The following is a 16,196-nucleotide window of genomic DNA, read 5'->3' on the forward strand; positions in this document are numbered from 1 at the left end:
CGACTGGTTCAACAACCGCCGCATCATGGAATCGATCGGCAATGTCCCGCCGATCGAGCGCGAAGCGGCTTACTATTCACAGATTGAGGGTCAGGCGATGGCCGCCTGACTCAAACCTATGAGCCTCCGGGATTCCCGGGGCGGTTCACTGTGCTGATAATCATTTGCGCTGTAGTGCTGATGGCAACCAGGATGATCAACGTGCGTATTGCTTCAGCAGTCGTCGCGGGCAGCGAAAAGGCGATGGTGATCGTGTTCACAAGTTGACGCGAGCCGCCTTGGCGTAACAAAGTTGATGCCACCATTGCGTCGGGTCGATATCGGGCCTTGATTGCTGGTCATGCCGACGGCAGTGGCGATTCAATCCTCCAATGGCCAACGCTTGGTGATCGAGACCAGCTCCACTGTCTCAAAGTAGTCGAATACGGATGCTGCCCATAGCAATGATTGCATCGGGGATTACATCTGATGGCATTTGGGTGAGGTGGCATGCCTTACCGCGTTGCTGACCGCGTCCGGTTGCTCCATGGGCAGGAAATGGGTCGTCCCGGCCAGGGCGCTCACCTGTGCCATCGGTAGCACGGTGCGCAGGCGTTGGCGTGCCCGGTGCGAGAAGGTTGATGCGCGATCAGCAGCCAACACGATCACCGGGCACTGCAGCCGACGGATGCCGGGCCAGGGATTATGTTCGGTATGGGCAAAGGTGGTGCTCTCCCATTCGGGCGGGCAGGCCAGGCGAACACGGTCCCCACTCTGCACGAGGCCATGCTGGACGTAGGCTTCAAGCCAGGCTTCGGGCCAGGTCTTGAAGCCGCCGCGGCCACGGAAATTGTCAAGGGCTGCGGCATGCGAGTCGAACTCCCGGCGCCGGCGTGCGGCACCGGCTGCCAGCGCAAACCGGTCGGACCGGCGCAGCAGTTTGGCCAGCCACAACTGCCAGCCCTGCCAGCGATCCAGGATTACGGGTTCCGCCAGAATCAGGCCCCGCACCATCTCCGGCCGCCGGGCCGCGGCCATGATGCTGGTGGTGGCGCCGATGGAATGGCCGGCCAGCCAAACCGGCTCATCCAGGCTCTGTAGCCAGGCGGTGAGGTCCTGGTAGTAGGTTTCCCAGCCGCGGAATGTCGCCATGTCCGCCGCCCCGGCGCTGGCGCCGTGGCCGCGCATGTCCCAGGCCAGCACGTTGCAATCGCGCGCCAACTCGTCGAGCAGCGGTTGATAAAGGCGGCCATGGAAGCCCGTCGCATGCGCCCAGTGCAGGGTGGGACGCCCTGGCGTATGCGGCCAGCGCCACAGGGCGATGTCCTGGCCGTCTGGGGCGGTGAATCCGTCGCGCTCGATCACGCGGGGCGTCTCAGTAGGATTTGGGCAGGCCGAGGACATGTTCGCCGATGTAGTTGAGCAGCATTTCGTTGTTTATGGGCGCAATCTCCATCAGCCGGGCGGAGGGCCATAGCGTGATGATGTCGTAGTCCCGGTCGAACCCGTAGCCGCCGTGGGTTTGCAGCGCGGCCTCGACGGCCTTGACCGCGGCGCGCGAGCCCAGCAATTTGGCCATGTTGGCGTGGGCGCCGGCATTGCCGCCCGCATCGAAGGTCGCGGCGGCCTGAATCATCATCAGCCGCGCGGCCTCAAGTTCGGCCTTGGCCTCGGCCAGGCGATGCTGCAGGGCCTGGTAGCTGCCGATGGGTACGCCGAAGGGTTTGCGCTCGTTGGCGTAGGCCACGGCCTTTTTCAGCGCGTAGTTGCCCAGGCCCACGGACATGGCGGTCACCAGCAGGCGTTCCGAGTTCAGGGCCTCGAACATGCCGGCCAGGCCCTGTCCCGGCTGGCCGATCAGGCGGTCCGCTTCAAGTTTGACCTCATCGAAAAACACCAGGTACTGACGCTCCGGCCAGCCGACGTCGATATTCAGGGGCTGCAGTTCCACGCCGGGCGCGTCGGTATCCACCACGAACAGTGACATGCCCTCGGTGCGGCGCTCGACCTCGCCCGCCTTTTGCGTGCGGGCGACCACCAGCATGCGGTCGGCGTCCGCCGCGCCGGAGATAAACACCTTGCGGCCGGTCAGCCGGTAGCCGTCCCCATCCTGTGCCGCCAGCGAGGACATCGCGAAACTGTTGGTGCCGGCATCCGGCTCGGTAATGGCGAAGCACAGTTTTTCCGCGCCGCTGATGGTCGGTTTGACGAAGCGCTCGATCTGCGAGGGCGTGCCCTGGCGGATGATCGGCACGCGCGCGAAGCCGGTCAGGAGCAGCATGGGCAGCACCAGTCCGGCCTCGGCCAGGGTTTCCATCAGCGCAACGAGTTCCACCTGGCCACCGCCGCTGCCGCCCAGTTCGTCGGGGATGGTGATGCCAAGCAGGCCGTATTCGCCCAGCGCTTCCCAGGCTTCCTGCGGGAAGCGGTGGTTATCGATGCACTCGCGCATGTATGCCCGGCTAAAGCCCTCGCTCACGCTGCGGGTGGCCTCGCGGACGTCACGCATGCGCTCGGCCACGCTGGCCTGAGCGAATTCAATTTCGGCTGCTGCACTCATTGTCTATTTTCCTCGTGTCATCGTTCTGGGATGACCAGGTTGCGCTGAACGTTGCTGCGCAATTGGGAGGTGTAGTTCAGCGATTCCTCGTCGTTCACGGCTTTGAGCAGGTCTGAAACGGCCCAGCTGTGGAGAGCCACAGTGAATGTTTGCCAAAGTTCCAGCCCACGCCACTGACCACAGCGCGGCCGTCAGGCTCGGGCGCGGTGATCTGGCCGGCACCGACCAGTACCGGCGTATTGCGATCTGGCGTCATTGTTCATCCTTGGACATACCGCTGGGCGCGGCATCGAACAGCAGTTGCACCCGCCCATGGGCGACAGGTGATTGAGCTCGATGCTGCCAGCAGGTAACGTGGACCAACGTTGTGCGCCGTCCCTGGCGGACGATTTCGGCGGCGGCGTAGGTGGATCGCGCCCGCGCGGAACGCAGGTAGTCCACGTTGCAATCGAGGATGCGCGGGCTGCGAGCCTGTGCGTCGCGACTTTGCGCGGCGACGCGCGCCGTGATCTCGATCAACCCACCGATCACGCCGCCATGCAGGGCCGGCAGCATGATGTTGCCGATCAACGCATCGCGATAAGGCAAATGGACTTCAATGGCGGTGTCGTTCCGCTGGACTTCGAGCCCAAGGTGCCGCGCGTAAGGAATGCGCTCCAGCAAGCTCTGCCAAGTGGCCCGCGTATCGCCGTGCACATCTTGGGCGGGCATCCTTGATGACACTGGGCCGGCTGCCTCGCTCATGCCGCATTGCCCTGCGAAGCCTTCGACTCGAAATGCCTGCCTTGGGTAGCGCGCATGAAGGTGGCATTACCGATAGCCACCGGCCCATCCAGTCCCTCGGAAAATACCTGGCAGCGAACGAACGCAACGTCATCGGACCAGTGATGACAGCGGGCAGAGGCCATCAGGGCACGTTCTCTACCCGCCGGCCGGAGGTAATCCATGCGCAAATCCAGCGTGGCTATGGGTGTCAACTCCTGTATCGCGGCGAATACCGCCAACCCGCAGGCCGAGTCCACCAGTGAAAACAGTACGCTGGAACAGAGCTCGTCGGCTGCATCGTCGGCGTGCAAATCAGGCCCCGGCACCAGTCGCATGCGGACTTGATCTGCTTCCATCGTCAGTACCTGCATCCCGAGATCGCGGCTGTGGGGCACCTGCTCGCCAAACTGCCGCGCCACAGCGACAGGATCATGGCCCGCCACGCCGTCTGTCCCGGCCATCAGCCCTGAGCCCTGTCCTGTTCCATCTCTGCTGCCATGTCGCCGCTCAGTGCATCGGGCGCAGCCAGCAGACGCGGGTAATGTTTTTGATAAGCAGCAGCCAGTTCGGCGTAGGGAAGATCGTCGCGCGAGCCGTGATCGGTCAGATACTGCATGTGGCGGCGCCCGGCGGTGTCGAACTCGTGCATCAGCGCATGCTCGCGGCCATCGAATTCCAGTGCCTTGACGCCAAAGCGTTCGCACAGTCCGATGTTGAACGCCGGGGTGGCCTTGATCCAGCAGCCGCCCAGCCACAACTCGGTATAGCCGTGATAATAGAAAATGTCTGTCTGCATCAATGCCAGCAGGCGTTGGCTGGCCAAGTGGTTTTTCACATCCGCAAAGCCGATGCGAGCGGGTATGCCCGCAGCCCGGGCGCAGGCCGCCAGCAACACAGCCTTGGGTACGCAATAGCCGCGGCCAGCAGCCAGCGTTGTGCTGGCGCGCAACCTGTCAGGCTCCAGCGAGAATGCGTAGGGGTCGTAGCGGATTTCGTCCCGGATCGCATAGTAAAGGCGGATGGCGCGCTGCCGGTCATTGCCTTCCCCGGCGCGGTTGCTGGCGAAGTCCTGAATGTCGGGGTGCTCGCTATCAACAAAATCGCCGGGTGCCAGGTACTCGCGGGTGTCTGCATTCATGTAAATGTTCTTTTGCTTCATAGCGTCGGCACCCGCGACCGGGCGGAGACGACCGCCGAAAAATGCCATTCCAAAGCCGTCACAGTAGGTGGGCGGCGCGAAGCCGGCGAGGACATTTATTGACAACACGGGGGCATTTGAAGACACAGCCCTCGTTTTGAGGGGCGGTGACTAGCCTGAATTTCGTCGATACTGTTCGGGCGGAACAGCGAACCAGCGCTTGAAGGCACGCCTGAAACTTGCGGTGTCGTGGTAGTTCATCAGCGCCGCAATGGCTTCGACGGACATTGGGCTGTCGCGCAGATAGTCTGCTGCCTGGCGGGACAGAATCTCCTCGCGAATTTTTCGAAAGCCGCTGTTTTCCTGTTTGAGCTTGCGCGCAAGGGTGCGTTTGCTCATGAACAGGGCGGCTGCCGCTTCTTCTTCACTGAGCGTGCCTGGTGGATGAGACAGCATCATTTTCTTGAGCCGGGTCTGGTAGTCCGGTTCACGGCTCTGCAGACGAGCGAGCATGGACTCGCACTGCTGCAAGGCCAGTCCGTAGTTTTCACTGTTGGCAGAGACGTTCGGCAGCCTGCACAACGCCATGGGAAATCTTAGTTTCAACTGATCGCAGCCAAAGTAAATGCGGCCGGGCAAATACGCCGGGTAGTTGGCTCGGTAAACCGGCGCCGGATGGGCAAAATAGGCTTCGGCCTCATCCAAGGGCCGGCCGGCGATGAATTCGCCGGTTGCAAAAAATGCCTTAACCGCCGTATCCGCCAAGCAACGCGCAACGTCCTCATCCATCGGCACCTGGAAATCCAACAAGCACTCCATGTGATCTTCCGTCTGTTGCAAGCGCAAGTGGATGAAGCTCGCGCGCGTGGGCAAGAATTTATGAAACGCGTGGAGGGCGGTGAGCAAGTCAGGGCTGCTGCAAACGGCAAACCCCATCGCGCCGTGTGTGGCCGGTGTCAGGCGCTCACCCAGGCGCAAACCGAAGTCCGGCTGGCCGGACAGCGTCAGTGCGTTGCGCAAAATCTGAACCTGCTGGGTTGGCGTAAGCAGGCTGTCATCATTCAGGAATTGTTGAGTGCCAACGCTGGTGCCGTGCAACAGTTTAGGTAGTTGTCGCGCGGTCAGCCCCAGTTCACGGGCGATCAGCCGTGAGTAATTCGACGGGATGTCGGCCTCGGAGTTTTGCAAGCCAGCCACTTGTCTGGTCATGTTCATAAGCTCCCATTGCTGACTTTGAGTGTCTTTAAATGCCCCCGTATTGTCAACAAATGTCCTCCCTGGAGGGTGGGCATACAGTCACTATGAGTTGCAGTTAAAAACGACAGGAAAAGTGCAATGGGCAAAATGACCTTTGTTGAGCACGACGACACCGAACATGTCGTGGAATTCAAGGCTGGCGCCTCACTGATGCAAATCGCTGTGGATCACATGATTCCCGGTATTGATGCGGACTGTGGGGGGGAATGTGCTTGTGGCACCTGCCACGTCATCGTTGCCGACGCGTGGTACGACAAGACCGGCGCGCCGGGTGATGAGGAACAACAGATGCTGTCCATGACCCCGGAGTTGGCAAAAACCTCGCGTTTGGGCTGCCAGGTTCAAACCACCGAGGCGATGGATGGCATGAGCGTTCGTCTGCCCGAATTTCAGATGTAGATATTGGAGGACACAATGTCAACAGAATTGCGGACAAGTGATGTAGTCCAGACCAAGCTGGTCAACGCCACATCCAGAGTGGTGCCGATGCACCTGCAGATCCGGACACTCAAGATGCTGGTGCGGGCAAAGAAGACGGTTATCGGCCCGCGGCGCCCTCCCGTTCACTTTCAGGAAGCGCCCGCTCCCGATGTCAAAACACTAGCGCTCGAGGACATCGACACCAGCAACCCCTTCTTGTACCGGCAGGATCAGTGGGGCGCCTATTTCAAGCGGCTGCGTGACGAGGCACCGGTGCATTACCAGAAAGATAGCCCCTTTGGCCCGTTCTGGTCGATCACGCGCTACGAGGACATTCTGTTCGTGGACAAGCATCACGAGCTGTTTTCCTCCGAGCCGCTCATCGTGCTGGGCGACTTCCCGGAAGGGATGCCCGTGGAGATGTTCATTGCGATGGACCCACCCAAGCACGATGTGCAGCGCCGTTCGGTCCAAGGTGTGGTGGCACCGCAGAATCTGAAGGAAATGGAGGGGCTCATCCGTCAGCGCACCGGTGAAGTGCTCGACAGTCTGCCGCTGCACGAGGCCTTCAATTGGGTGCCGACGGTATCGAAGGAGTTGACGGGTCGCATGCTGGCCACGCTGCTGGATTTCCCTTACGACGAGCGTCACAAGCTGGTCGACTGGTCGGATCGTTTGGCCGGCACCACAGCAGCGACCGGAGGCGAGTTCGACGATGAGGAGAACATGTTTGACGCCGCCGCTGACATGGCGTGGTCTTTTTCCCAGCTATGGCGCGACAAGGAGGCACGACGTGCAGCCGGTGAAGCGCCTGGCTTTGATCTGATCAGCTTGTTGCAGAGCAGCGACGAGACCAAGGACATGATCAATCGTCCGATGGAATTCATCGGCAATCTGGCGCTGCTAATCGTTGGCGGCAATGACACCACGCGGAACTCAATGAGCGGCGGCGTGCTCGCCCTGAATCAGTTTCCCGAGGAATTCGCCAAGCTGAAGGCCAACCCGGGGCTGATTCCCAACATGGTCTCGGAAATCATCCGCTGGCAGACCCCGCTGGCGAATATGCGCCGCGTAGCCACGCAAGACGTTGAACTGCGCGGCCAGACCATCAAGAAAGGTGATCGCGTATTGATGTGGTACGCCTCGGGCAACCGGGATGAACGCAAATTTGACAACCCTGATGATCTGATCATCGACCGTAAGAACGCGCGCAACCATATTTCGTTTGGCTATGGCATCCACCGTTGCATGGGTAACCGTCTGGCCGAATTGCAGTTGCGCATCCTGTGGGAAGAACTGCTCAAGCGCTTCGACAGCATCGAAGTTGTGGGCGAGCCCGAGCGGGTGCAGTCGAACTTCGTGCGCGGCTATTCCAAGCTGATGGTCAAGCTGACGCCCAACGCTTGAGGCGCGGTTTCATTCAGCATGGCATCTGAACAATTCGATTATGTGGTGGTCGGCGGCGGCTCGGCCGGATGCGTTGTGGCCAATCGCCTGTCCGAGAGCGGCCGCCATTCGGTGTTGCTGCTCGAAGCCGGCCCGGAGAGCCGCCGTAATCCATTCGTGAACATGCCGCTGGGCTTTCTGCAGCTGATGTTCAGCCGCCGCTTCAACTGGCAGTTCAATACCGAAGCGCAGCGTCACATGCACGACCGTGCGTTGTTCCAGCCGCGGGGCAAGATGCTAGGCGGTTCCAGCGGTATGAACGCGCAGGTATATATCCGCGGCCATGCTTGGGATTACAACGAATGGGCACGGCTGGGTTGCGATGGTTGGTCATACGCCGACGTGCTGCCGTATTTCCGCAGGTCAGAACATTTCGAACCGAAGGTTGCCCTGTATGACACGGCATTCCATGGTTGGGGCGGCCCACTCAATGTGGCCGAGAGGCGCTATACCAATCCGTTGAGCACGGCATTCGTCGGCGCGGCGGCGCAGGCGGGGTACCGACGCAATCCGGATTTCAACGGTCATGAGCAGGAAGGCGTGGGTTTTTACTACGCGTACCAGAAGGACGGCGCGCGCTGTAGCAATGCGCGCGCCTATCTCGAACCCGCAGCACGACGTTCCAATCTGACTGTCCGCAGCTGCGCGCAGGTTACCCGCGTGCTGCTCGAAGGTACCCGTGCTATCGGGGTCGAATATCAGGGCCGGAAAGGGCTGACGCAGGTTCGTGCCGCGCGCGAAGTTGTGCTCTGCGGCGGCGCGTTCAACACGCCGCAGCTATTGATGCTGTCCGGGGTCGGCCCGCGCGAGGAACTGGCCCGGCACGGCATCAAGCTGCGTCATGCACTGGAAGGTGTGGGGCAGAATCTCCAAGACCATATCGACGTGTTCGTGCGTGTCAAAGCACGCAGCCGCCAGAGCATCTCGTTGCATCCGAGCTACTGGCCCAAGGCCCTGTGGGCGCTGCTGCAGTACCTGATCGGCCGCCGCGGTGTGCTGTCGAGCAATGGCGCCGAAGCCGGCGGATTCATTCGCTCCAGGCCGGACGAGCCGATACCCGACCTGCAACTGCACTTCGCACCCATGCTGTACGCCGATCACGGGCGGGACCTGAAGACCGCCATGAGCGGCTACGGCTATGCGGTGATGATCTACGGACTCCGGCCATCGTCGCGTGGCCGCGTCGGCCTGCACAGCGCAGATCCGTTCGCGCCGCCGCTGATCGATCCGAACTACATGGCTGAGGCTGCCGACGTTGAGCGACTCGTACGCGGGGTACGCCTGGTGCGCAACATCCTGGCGCAGTCGGCTTTCTCCCCGCACCATGAAGTCGAAATTTCTCCGGGGCCGAAGCTGCAGAGCGACGACGACCTTGCGGACTGGGCGCGGCGCAGCGGGGAGTCGGCGTATCACCCGGTCGGCACGTGCAAGATGGGCGTCGATCCGATGGCGGTGGTCGATCCGCGTCTACGCGTGCATGGCCTGCAACACCTGCGGGTGGTCGATGCCTCCATCATGCCCACACTGATCGGAGGCAACACCAATCAGCCGACGACCATGATTGGAGAGAAGGGCGCGGCGATGCTGCTGGAGGATGCGTAGGCCGGTAGTGGCTGAGCCCCGTGTGTGGCGTCGCGCGGGGCGGTTGGCGGCTCCACACTACGCAACCTGGCCCCGCACTCGTTCCAATTGGCATCTCACGGACCAAACTTCCGATTTCAAACGACAAAAACAGAGAGACTATGGCGAACACTGAAAAGGATGTGACTGTCATCATTGGAGGCGGGCACGCGGCAGGCGCGCTCATGACCACCTTGCTGCAAAAGAACTATCAACAGGCGGTGGTTCTGGTGGGCGAGGAGCCCCATCCGCCCTACCAGCGACCGCCGCTGTCCAAGACCTATCTGGCGGGAGATGTTGATCAGGAGTCGCTGTACATGAAGTCGCGTTCAGTGTTCGACGATGCGGGCTACCAGCTGCGGCTCGGGGAGCGCGCCGGGCACATTGACCGGGACGACAAGACCATCACGCTGTCGGACCAGAGCACGCTGAAATACGGCCAACTCGTCCTGGCCACCGGGTCTCGAGTTCGACGGCTGAACGCGCCAGGGGCCGACTTGAAAGGCCTTCATTATCTGCACGACATGGCGGACTCGGATGCCCTTCGTGAACAATTCGTCACGGGCAAACGTCTGGTCATCGTCGGCGGCGGCTATATCGGCCTGGAGGTGGCCGCCACCGCCGTCAAGTCTGGCCTCAAGGTCACGGTGCTGGAAGCTGCCGAGCGGCTCATGCAACGCGTCACAGGCCCGGAGATCTCTGCGTTCTTTTGTGCCAAGCACCGAGCTGCGGGAGTGGAGGTGCGCCTGGGTACGGCGGTCACCGGCTTCGAGGCCGGTGACCACGGTTACGTGGCCGGCGTCACACTGGCCGACGGCACGACGGTCCCGGCCGATCTTGTGCTCGTCTCAGTCGGCATTACACCGGAAACCGCGCTGGCCGAAGCCGCCGGCCTGCCATGTGACGACGGTATTCTCGTGGACGAATATACGCGCACTGGCGATCCCGACATCCTTGCAATCGGAGATTGCACCCGCCACAGAAATCTTTTCTTTGAACAAACGCAGCGGATGGAGTCAGTCGCCAACGCGGTCGATCAAGCCCGTACCGCGGCGGCGACCTTGATGGGGCAGGACAAGCCCTACGATGCCGCACCCTGGTTCTGGTCCAATCAGTATGACGTGCGCCTGCAGATGGTGGGCTTGTCCCAAGCGCATGATGAGCGGGTCGTTCGCGGCAAGCCCGGGGACGAGACATTCGCCGTGTTCTATCTGCGCGAGGGCCATCTTATCGCCGTGGACGCGGTCAATCTGCCCGTAGCTTTCATGGTGGGCAAGAAACTCGTCTACCAGCGCAGGAAGGTCGATGCGCATGCCTTGCGTGATCCGGAAATAGAATTGAAGTCCTTGATCTGAAGCAGACACAGATTCCCTGCAGAAACTTGGTGCCCCTCCGCGTCATGACAGGAGAGGTCCGGGCACTACCCGTTAATCAGAGCAGGGTCGCGTCCATCGAGCTGGCAGCATGACGGGTGCAGCTTGGCTGGGGATGCGCGGGGACAAGGCTCAGGTTCTTGTTGGGTGCAACGGTGCTGCGGTACGTGATGGTCCCGTGCTCTTAAGGAAACACTGATCTATTCGCACGGCTGCGCCGGACGCCTTGCAGGCGAAGCTCTTGGGACTCGAACGCGGTTCGCGCGAATAGATCAGTGTTTCCTTAACTTTGCGACTCGAGACAGTCGCGTTGATACTGGCGCGGAGACATGCCCTCAAGACGTCGGAACGCGTGCGAAAAATTGGCTGGATCGCTGTACCCCAAAGAGTAGGCAACCGATGATACGCTCCGGCAACCTGTGCTCAGGCGTTCCTTGGCGACAGCATGTTGGATGGAGCTGTGCAAAGCTCTGAAACTCGTACCCTCTCGCTTCAAGTAGCGATTCAGCGTGCGCGTGGAGATGTTCAACATGTTGGCCAGTTCCTCCATCGTCGGAAGGCGGTCGCTGACTTCACGCATGGTCATTGACACCCAGTCGGCGAATTGCCCGATTCGCGCGAACTCCGCCACCTGTGCCTGACATCTGGCCTCGGCAACTTTCAGGGAGTTGGTGTCGGCCATGGTCAGTGGCAAGTTGGCGAAGTCATGATCGTATGACAAGCGCACGCCGGGTGGCCCCTCTACTCCGAAGTGAAAATCGGTGCGTCGATACTGCTCGTACCATGCAGCATGCGCCGGCCGGGGCATCGACATACTGATGCGATGAGGAATGACCTGCTGGTCAGAGAGGTCGTTGAGCTCGTGATAGGCCGCCATCGCGATGGTTTCAAGATGAAAGTTCAAGCAATGATTGCTCATGGCGCAAACTGGTGTGAAATGAAGCACCGAGCCTGACGGGTGATACAGGTAGCGCAGCTGGAAGCTGGGCATAACCAACCTGAAGTAACGACCAACAAAGCGCAGTGATTCGGCCAGAGTGGCGCTGCTGAGCATGCCGAAACCGACAATGCTGTGTGACCCCACGGTCAAGAGGCGGCCCAACTCGGCGCCAAGCTCGCTTCGTCCGGTTCGTTCGCTCAACTCGACCAGCACTCGGTCGACTTGCTCGAACGGAATCATCGCATCCGGCGTTGTCAGCAGCTCGTCTGGGATGCCGGCCTCGGTGAGCACCAAGGCAATGTCGATGCCCTCGCCAACCAACAGGTCCGCCAAGCGCAAGTAGTACCGCAGTGGAACCTGCATTACTTGTCCGCTCATCCACAAAAACCTGTGATCACTGTGTTCCCGAGTCGCATCGAAGCCTAGGCGTGTGGGCCGAACTGGCCAGAATTCACAAGACCTTGGCATTACATCACAAGAACGGTGCGGCCAGGTAGTCCAATCTGCATCACATAAGGTCGCAGCCATGCCGTGTCGGTGGCTGCGGGAGGAGACCAACACCCGAACGCTTGGCGCATGCGCATTGGCAATTGTGACGGGGCGTTTCGGTAGTTGGTCATAACAACGAGGAGGCCGTGTGCACGATTCACGCAGTGCGTTTGCCCAGCTATTCATCCGGCTGACGGAGCCGTTGATTTTCAGCAAACGCTGGCTGACTTTGGGGGTAATGGGGGTGCTGACGGTTCTGCTTGCCTGGCAGGCTGCCCAGTTGCGCATCGACGCGGGCTTCGAGAAGCAAATTCCGCTCGAGCACGATTACATCAAGATCTACAAGAAGTACGAGCAGGAGTTTGGTGGCGCAAATGTCACGCTGGTGGCACTGCGGCAAACCGGCCCGGAAGCGGACATATACACGCCCGAATTCATGGCGTCGTTGCGCACTCTGACGACTGCGGTGTTCTACATGCCAGGCATGGATCGCTCTCGCGTGAGCTCGCTGTTCACGCCCAACGTCCGTTATCTGGAAGTCGTAGAGGGCGGCTTTCGCGGTGGCAATGTTGTGCCGGCAGACTTCAGGCCCACGCAGGAATCTCTGCAGCGGGTTCGCGCGAATGTCGAAAAAGCCGGCATTGTCGGTCGCCTCGTTGGTAACAACCACGATGCGGCCATGGTTTATGGGGAGTTGCTCGAGCGGCACCCGGTTACGGGCGAACGGCTCGACTATGTGGACACCGCGCACCGGCTCGAAGAGGTGCGCCGGCGATTTACTCGTCAAACCAAGTTCGAGTTGCGTTTGATCGAGCCACGCGATGGCCTGCCTGCCGGGCATGTGGTCGCCACGCGATATCACGATCCGCGCGGTTTGATGTTCCGGTTCGAGGACTTCGAGTACGAGATCACCGGTGCGGATGGCGGGACGGTCGATCGCACCGTGAAAGGCGGCGCGCTGGAAGTTGTCGAGCTCGATAATCCGGATTACAACCCGAATGTCGATGTTCACATCATCGGCTTTGCCAAGGCGGTTGGCGACATTGCTGATAGCGCCATCGAGGTGTTCTCGTTCTTCGGCCTGACCGTGTTCCTGGTTTTTCTGTTGCTGGCCTACTACTGCGGGTCGCTGAAAGTGGCGCTGTTGCCAACGGCTTGCGGAATACTTGCGGTGGTTTGGGAGCTCGGGCTGCTGCACCTGTTTGGGTACGGGCTGGACCCCTTTGCCGTGCTGATGCCGTTCATCGTGCTGGCAATCAGCACATCGCACGGCATTCAAATCACCAATTTCTGGCTACTGGAATCGGCAGACAACGGCCTGGGGGCTTTTGACGCGGCTGTCGCGACCTATAGGCGCCTCGTGATTCCAGGCATCTCGGCGCTGGCCACCAATCTCGTGGGCTTTGGCACCTTGTTGCTCATTCCCATCGACATCATTCGCGAAATGGCGCTCAACGCCATGTTCGGGCTGGTCGCCATCATTTTGTGCAAGAAAGTGCTGCTGCCGTGCCTGCTGACCTTCGCGCACCTCAAAAACCCGGGCAAGTTCCGCGAACACCAACACCGACGGGACCGCGTTCTCGACCCAGTTTGGCACAAGCTGGCCAAGATCACGGACCGTCCGGTCGCGGCGATTGTGCTGCTGGCCGGTGCGGCCTTGTGGGCAGGTGGTCTGTATGTCGCGCAGGATCTGAAGATCGGTGAGTTGCATGACGGCGTACCGGAGTTGCGCCCCACGTCGCGCTATAACGTTGATTCCGCCCAGATCGTCAATGACTTTTCGATCGGTGTGGATGTGCTCAAGGTTGTCGGCGAAGGCACGGCAGATGGCTGCATCGAACACGACATCATTTCGCTGATCGACCGCTTCGGATGGCGCATGGCCAATACCGATGGCGTGCAGTCCACGCTGTCGCTGCCCAAGCTGCAACGGCAAGTATTCAACAGTTATGTGGAGAGCAACCCCAAGCTCAACGCGCTGCCGCGAGACAGCGCTGCACTGGTCGTTACGGTTCAGCCGTTTCCCAGTTCAACCGGCTTGTTGAACAAGGATTGCAGCGCCATTCCCGTGTTGGTTTTCACGCAAGACCACAAGGCTGAAACCATCGACCACATCATCGAGAGCATCGAAGCATTCATGGCGGAGCTGCCGCCTGATGCGCCGGTCAAATTCAAGTTGGCTACAGGCAATGTCGGCGTCATGGCTGCCGTCAATGACGTGATCGAGGACACCGAGGCCACGGTGCTGATTTGGTTGTTCCTCGGAATCGGTCTCTGTGTGTTTCTGTCCTTCCGCAGCTTGGCCGGCCTGGTCTGTGTACTCGTGCCATTGGCTTTGGTCCACGTGGTGTCCTACGCGGTCATGGTCTGGCTCGAGATCGGCGTGAAGTTTTCTAATCTCGCCGTGGCGGCGTTCGCCGCGGGCATTGGTGTGGACTACGGCATCTACATCTACAGCATTCTGGAAGAGAACGTGATCGAGAAGGGCATGCGGCTGCGCGAAGCCTATGCCGACACGCTGCACCAGACCGGCAAGGCCGTGATTTTCACTGCCGCCACGCTCGCCGCGACTGTGTGCACGTGGATGTTCTCGGAACTCCAGTTTCAAGTCGATATGGGCATCTTGCTCACGATGATGTTCATCGCCAACGCATTTGCAGCGGCGCTGCTGTTGCCCGCGTTTGCGGCATTTTTGCTGCGCCCGAAGGCCCGCTCGGCTGACGAGGGTGCGGCAGCTGTAGCGGCGACCCAATGAGCAGTATCCATCAGTGCCTAATGCGCCTCGAGGCGCGCAAACGAATCCACTAGAACGATGAGGAGAAAAGCATGACCATGATCCACAAATACACCGTGGCCTGCGTGGCAGGCGCAGTTCTGGCTGCCGCTGGCATGCCTGCCAGCGCAGGCGTATCAGCCGAAGAGGCCGCAAAGCTTGGCAAAGAGTTGACGCCGGTGGGCGCCGTTCGGGCAGGCAACGAGGCCGGCACGATTCCGGAATGGACTCCGGCTGAGCAGGCCGGAGAGCTCAAGGGCTGGTTTCCGCAAGACCCGTCCATCGCCGATGAAAAGCCGATGTTCACGATTACTGCGGCCAACCTCTCGGAACATGCCAACAAGCTTTCGGATGGGCACAAGGAACTGCTGAGGCGCTTCCCCGACAGCTACAAGATGATGGTTTATCCATCGCACCGAAAGGTCAATTTTCCGGACGAGATCAAGGAGGCGACGATCAAGAACGCGACCCGGGCCTCGCTGGAAGGCGTGGACAACCCAAAGGGAGCCTATCTCGGATTTCCGTTTCCGATTCCACAGACGGGTGCCGAGCCCGTATGGAATCATCGGGTGAAATGGCGTGGCAATGTCATCAGGCGCTTCAACAACCAGATGATCGTCCAGCAGGACGGGTCGTTCGGCTTGACCAAGATTGTCGAGGACGTCTTGTTCTACTACGCCAACACCGACATGGACAGTCCACCTGAGCTCAAGCCGGGTACGGATTTTCTGCGCTACCTGTCCGAGACCCTGTCGCCGCCACGGATCGCCGGCACCTACATCCTGGTGCATGAAAAAGCCGGCTTCGGCACGGAAGGGCGTTCGGCCTGGCTGTATGCACCCGCACTGAAGCGGATCCGTCGGGCGCCGGCAGTGTGCTGTGACAACCCCTACGAGGGCACCGATGGTCACCAGTTTTACGACCAGGTTGATATGTACAACGGTGTGCTCGAGCGCTTCACCTGGAAGCTCAAGGGCAAGGCGGAAATGTACGTCCCCTACAACAGCTACAAGATTGCCACGCCCCCCACCACGTACGACGACATCGCGTCGCCCAACCACGTCAACCCCGAACTGCCGCGTTACGAGTTGCATCGCGTCTGGGTGGTCGAGGCCAACAACAAGGAAGACCAGCGCCACACCTTCAGCAAACGCGTCATGTACTTCGACGAAGACAGCTGGAATTTGGTGGCGATCGACAACTATGACCACGAGGGCAAGTTGACGCAGTTCCAGGAAGGACACCTGGTCCCGTATTTCAACAATCTGTCGGTCACCACGCACGTAGAGACCATCTACCACCTCAATTCAGGGCGTTACTTCGTGACAGCAATGATCAATGAGGACGAGCCCTATGACGGCACTGTGCGGCTCACGGACAACACCTTCGAGCCGCGAACGATTCAGCGCAAGGCTTCGAAGTAGCAGCGCCAGATG

The 16,196-nt window shown here is 60.4% G+C and carries 14 protein-coding genes; 6 read left to right on the plus strand and 8 right to left on the minus strand.

Annotated elements, in window-relative coordinates:
- Positions 1 to 459: 459 nt before the first annotated feature.
- The 7 genes from DEH80_RS12385 to cypR all read right to left on the minus strand — a co-directional run bounded on the left by DEH80_RS12385 (position 460) and on the right by cypR (position 5,657).
- On the minus strand, positions 460 to 1,344 hold the full coding sequence (locus DEH80_RS12385; RefSeq protein ID WP_243412805.1) for an alpha/beta fold hydrolase: 885 nt from the start codon (positions 1,342 to 1,344) through the stop codon (positions 460 to 462).
- A 10-nt stretch (positions 1,345 to 1,354) separates the two neighbouring features.
- Positions 1,355 to 2,539, minus strand: a complete 1,185-nt coding sequence (locus tag DEH80_RS12390; RefSeq protein ID WP_109720826.1) for an acyl-CoA dehydrogenase family protein — start codon at positions 2,537 to 2,539, stop codon at positions 1,355 to 1,357.
- A 94-nt stretch (positions 2,540 to 2,633) separates the two neighbouring features.
- Positions 2,634 to 2,795 (minus strand): hypothetical protein, encoded by a 162-nt coding sequence (locus tag DEH80_RS17355; protein ID WP_165831459.1) that lies wholly within the window; start codon positions 2,793 to 2,795, stop codon positions 2,634 to 2,636.
- Positions 2,792 to 3,250, minus strand: a complete 459-nt coding sequence (locus DEH80_RS12395) for a PaaI family thioesterase (protein ID WP_243412806.1) — start codon at positions 3,248 to 3,250, stop codon at positions 2,792 to 2,794. The genes DEH80_RS17355 and DEH80_RS12395 overlap by 4 nt, the downstream gene beginning before the upstream one ends.
- 29 nt (positions 3,251 to 3,279) lie before the next feature.
- Positions 3,280 to 3,723, minus strand: coding sequence for a PaaI family thioesterase (locus DEH80_RS12400; protein ID WP_243412807.1), 444 nt, complete (start codon positions 3,721 to 3,723; stop codon positions 3,280 to 3,282).
- A gap of 41 nt (positions 3,724 to 3,764) precedes the next feature.
- On the minus strand, positions 3,765 to 4,589 hold the full coding sequence (locus DEH80_RS12405; protein ID WP_207774587.1) for a transglutaminase-like domain-containing protein: 825 nt from the start codon (positions 4,587 to 4,589) through the stop codon (positions 3,765 to 3,767).
- A gap of 24 nt (positions 4,590 to 4,613) precedes the next feature.
- Positions 4,614 to 5,657, minus strand: a complete 1,044-nt coding sequence (gene cypR / locus DEH80_RS12410; protein ID WP_109720829.1) for a transcriptional regulator CypR — start codon at positions 5,655 to 5,657, stop codon at positions 4,614 to 4,616.
- A 120-nt stretch (positions 5,658 to 5,777) separates the two neighbouring features.
- Here cypR and DEH80_RS12415 point away from each other — a divergent pair, with 120 nt between their 5' ends.
- The 4 genes from DEH80_RS12415 (at position 5,778) to DEH80_RS12430 (ending at position 10,540) form a co-directional block, all read left to right on the plus strand.
- Positions 5,778 to 6,098, plus strand: coding sequence for a 2Fe-2S iron-sulfur cluster-binding protein (locus DEH80_RS12415; RefSeq protein ID WP_109720830.1), 321 nt, complete (start codon positions 5,778 to 5,780; stop codon positions 6,096 to 6,098).
- A gap of 15 nt (positions 6,099 to 6,113) precedes the next feature.
- Complete coding sequence (locus DEH80_RS12420) at positions 6,114 to 7,526, plus strand: cytochrome P450 (protein WP_109720831.1); 1,413 nt, start codon at positions 6,114 to 6,116, stop codon at positions 7,524 to 7,526.
- A gap of 18 nt (positions 7,527 to 7,544) precedes the next feature.
- Positions 7,545 to 9,167 carry a GMC family oxidoreductase gene (locus tag DEH80_RS12425; protein ID WP_109720832.1) on the plus strand — a complete coding sequence of 541 codons (1,623 nt, stop codon included), beginning with the start codon at positions 7,545 to 7,547 and terminating at the stop codon, positions 9,165 to 9,167.
- Positions 9,168 to 9,307: 140 nt separating this feature from the next.
- A complete protein-coding gene (locus DEH80_RS12430) occupies positions 9,308 to 10,540 on the plus strand; it encodes an NAD(P)/FAD-dependent oxidoreductase (RefSeq protein ID WP_109720833.1) in 1,233 nt (410 codons plus the stop codon).
- 301 nt (positions 10,541 to 10,841) lie between these two features.
- Here DEH80_RS12430 and DEH80_RS12435 read toward each other — a convergent pair whose 3' ends face one another.
- The gene (locus DEH80_RS12435; RefSeq protein WP_207774590.1) at positions 10,842 to 11,861 is read right to left on the minus strand and encodes an AraC family transcriptional regulator; all 1,020 of its coding nucleotides are present in this window, start codon (positions 11,859 to 11,861) and stop codon (positions 10,842 to 10,844) included.
- A gap of 274 nt (positions 11,862 to 12,135) precedes the next feature.
- On the opposite strand from DEH80_RS12435, the gene DEH80_RS12440 reads away from it, so the two are divergent.
- Together DEH80_RS12440 and DEH80_RS12445 are read left to right on the plus strand one after the other, a co-directional pair.
- Entirely contained in the window at positions 12,136 to 14,742 is a 2,607-nt protein-coding gene (locus DEH80_RS12440) for an efflux RND transporter permease subunit (protein ID WP_207774591.1), read from the plus strand.
- Between the two features lie 71 nt (positions 14,743 to 14,813).
- On the plus strand, positions 14,814 to 16,184 hold the full coding sequence (locus DEH80_RS12445) for a DUF1329 domain-containing protein (protein WP_109720835.1): 1,371 nt from the start codon (positions 14,814 to 14,816) through the stop codon (positions 16,182 to 16,184).
- The last annotated feature ends 12 nt before the right edge of the window (positions 16,185 to 16,196 follow it).

The sequence above is a fragment of the Abyssibacter profundi genome (genome assembly GCF_003151135.1).
In the GTDB taxonomy this organism is placed as follows: Bacteria; Pseudomonadota; Gammaproteobacteria; order Nevskiales; family OUC007; genus Abyssibacter; species Abyssibacter profundi.

Bases quoted from the DNA above. Each gene is read 5' to 3' on its own strand.
- DEH80_RS12425 (WP_109720832.1), top strand. From the start codon at position 7,545: ATGGCATCTGAACAATTCGATTATGTGGTGGTCGGCGGCGGCTCGGCC.
- DEH80_RS12390 (WP_109720826.1), bottom strand. From the start codon at position 2,539: ATGAGTGCAGCAGCCGAAATTGAATTCGCTCAGGCCAGCGTGGCCGAG.
- DEH80_RS12395 (WP_243412806.1), bottom strand. From the start codon at position 3,250: ATGCCCGCCCAAGATGTGCACGGCGATACGCGGGCCACTTGGCAGAGC.
- DEH80_RS12445 (WP_109720835.1), top strand. From the start codon at position 14,814: ATGACCATGATCCACAAATACACCGTGGCCTGCGTGGCAGGCGCAGTT.
- DEH80_RS12435 (WP_207774590.1), bottom strand. From the start codon at position 11,861: ATGCAGGTTCCACTGCGGTACTACTTGCGCTTGGCGGACCTGTTGGTT.
- DEH80_RS12430 (WP_109720833.1), top strand. From the start codon at position 9,308: ATGGCGAACACTGAAAAGGATGTGACTGTCATCATTGGAGGCGGGCAC.
- DEH80_RS12420 (WP_109720831.1), top strand. From the start codon at position 6,114: ATGTCAACAGAATTGCGGACAAGTGATGTAGTCCAGACCAAGCTGGTC.
- cypR (WP_109720829.1), bottom strand. From the start codon at position 5,657: ATGAACATGACCAGACAAGTGGCTGGCTTGCAAAACTCCGAGGCCGAC.
- DEH80_RS12415 (WP_109720830.1), top strand. From the start codon at position 5,778: ATGGGCAAAATGACCTTTGTTGAGCACGACGACACCGAACATGTCGTG.
- DEH80_RS17355 (WP_165831459.1), bottom strand. From the start codon at position 2,795: ATGACGCCAGATCGCAATACGCCGGTACTGGTCGGTGCCGGCCAGATC.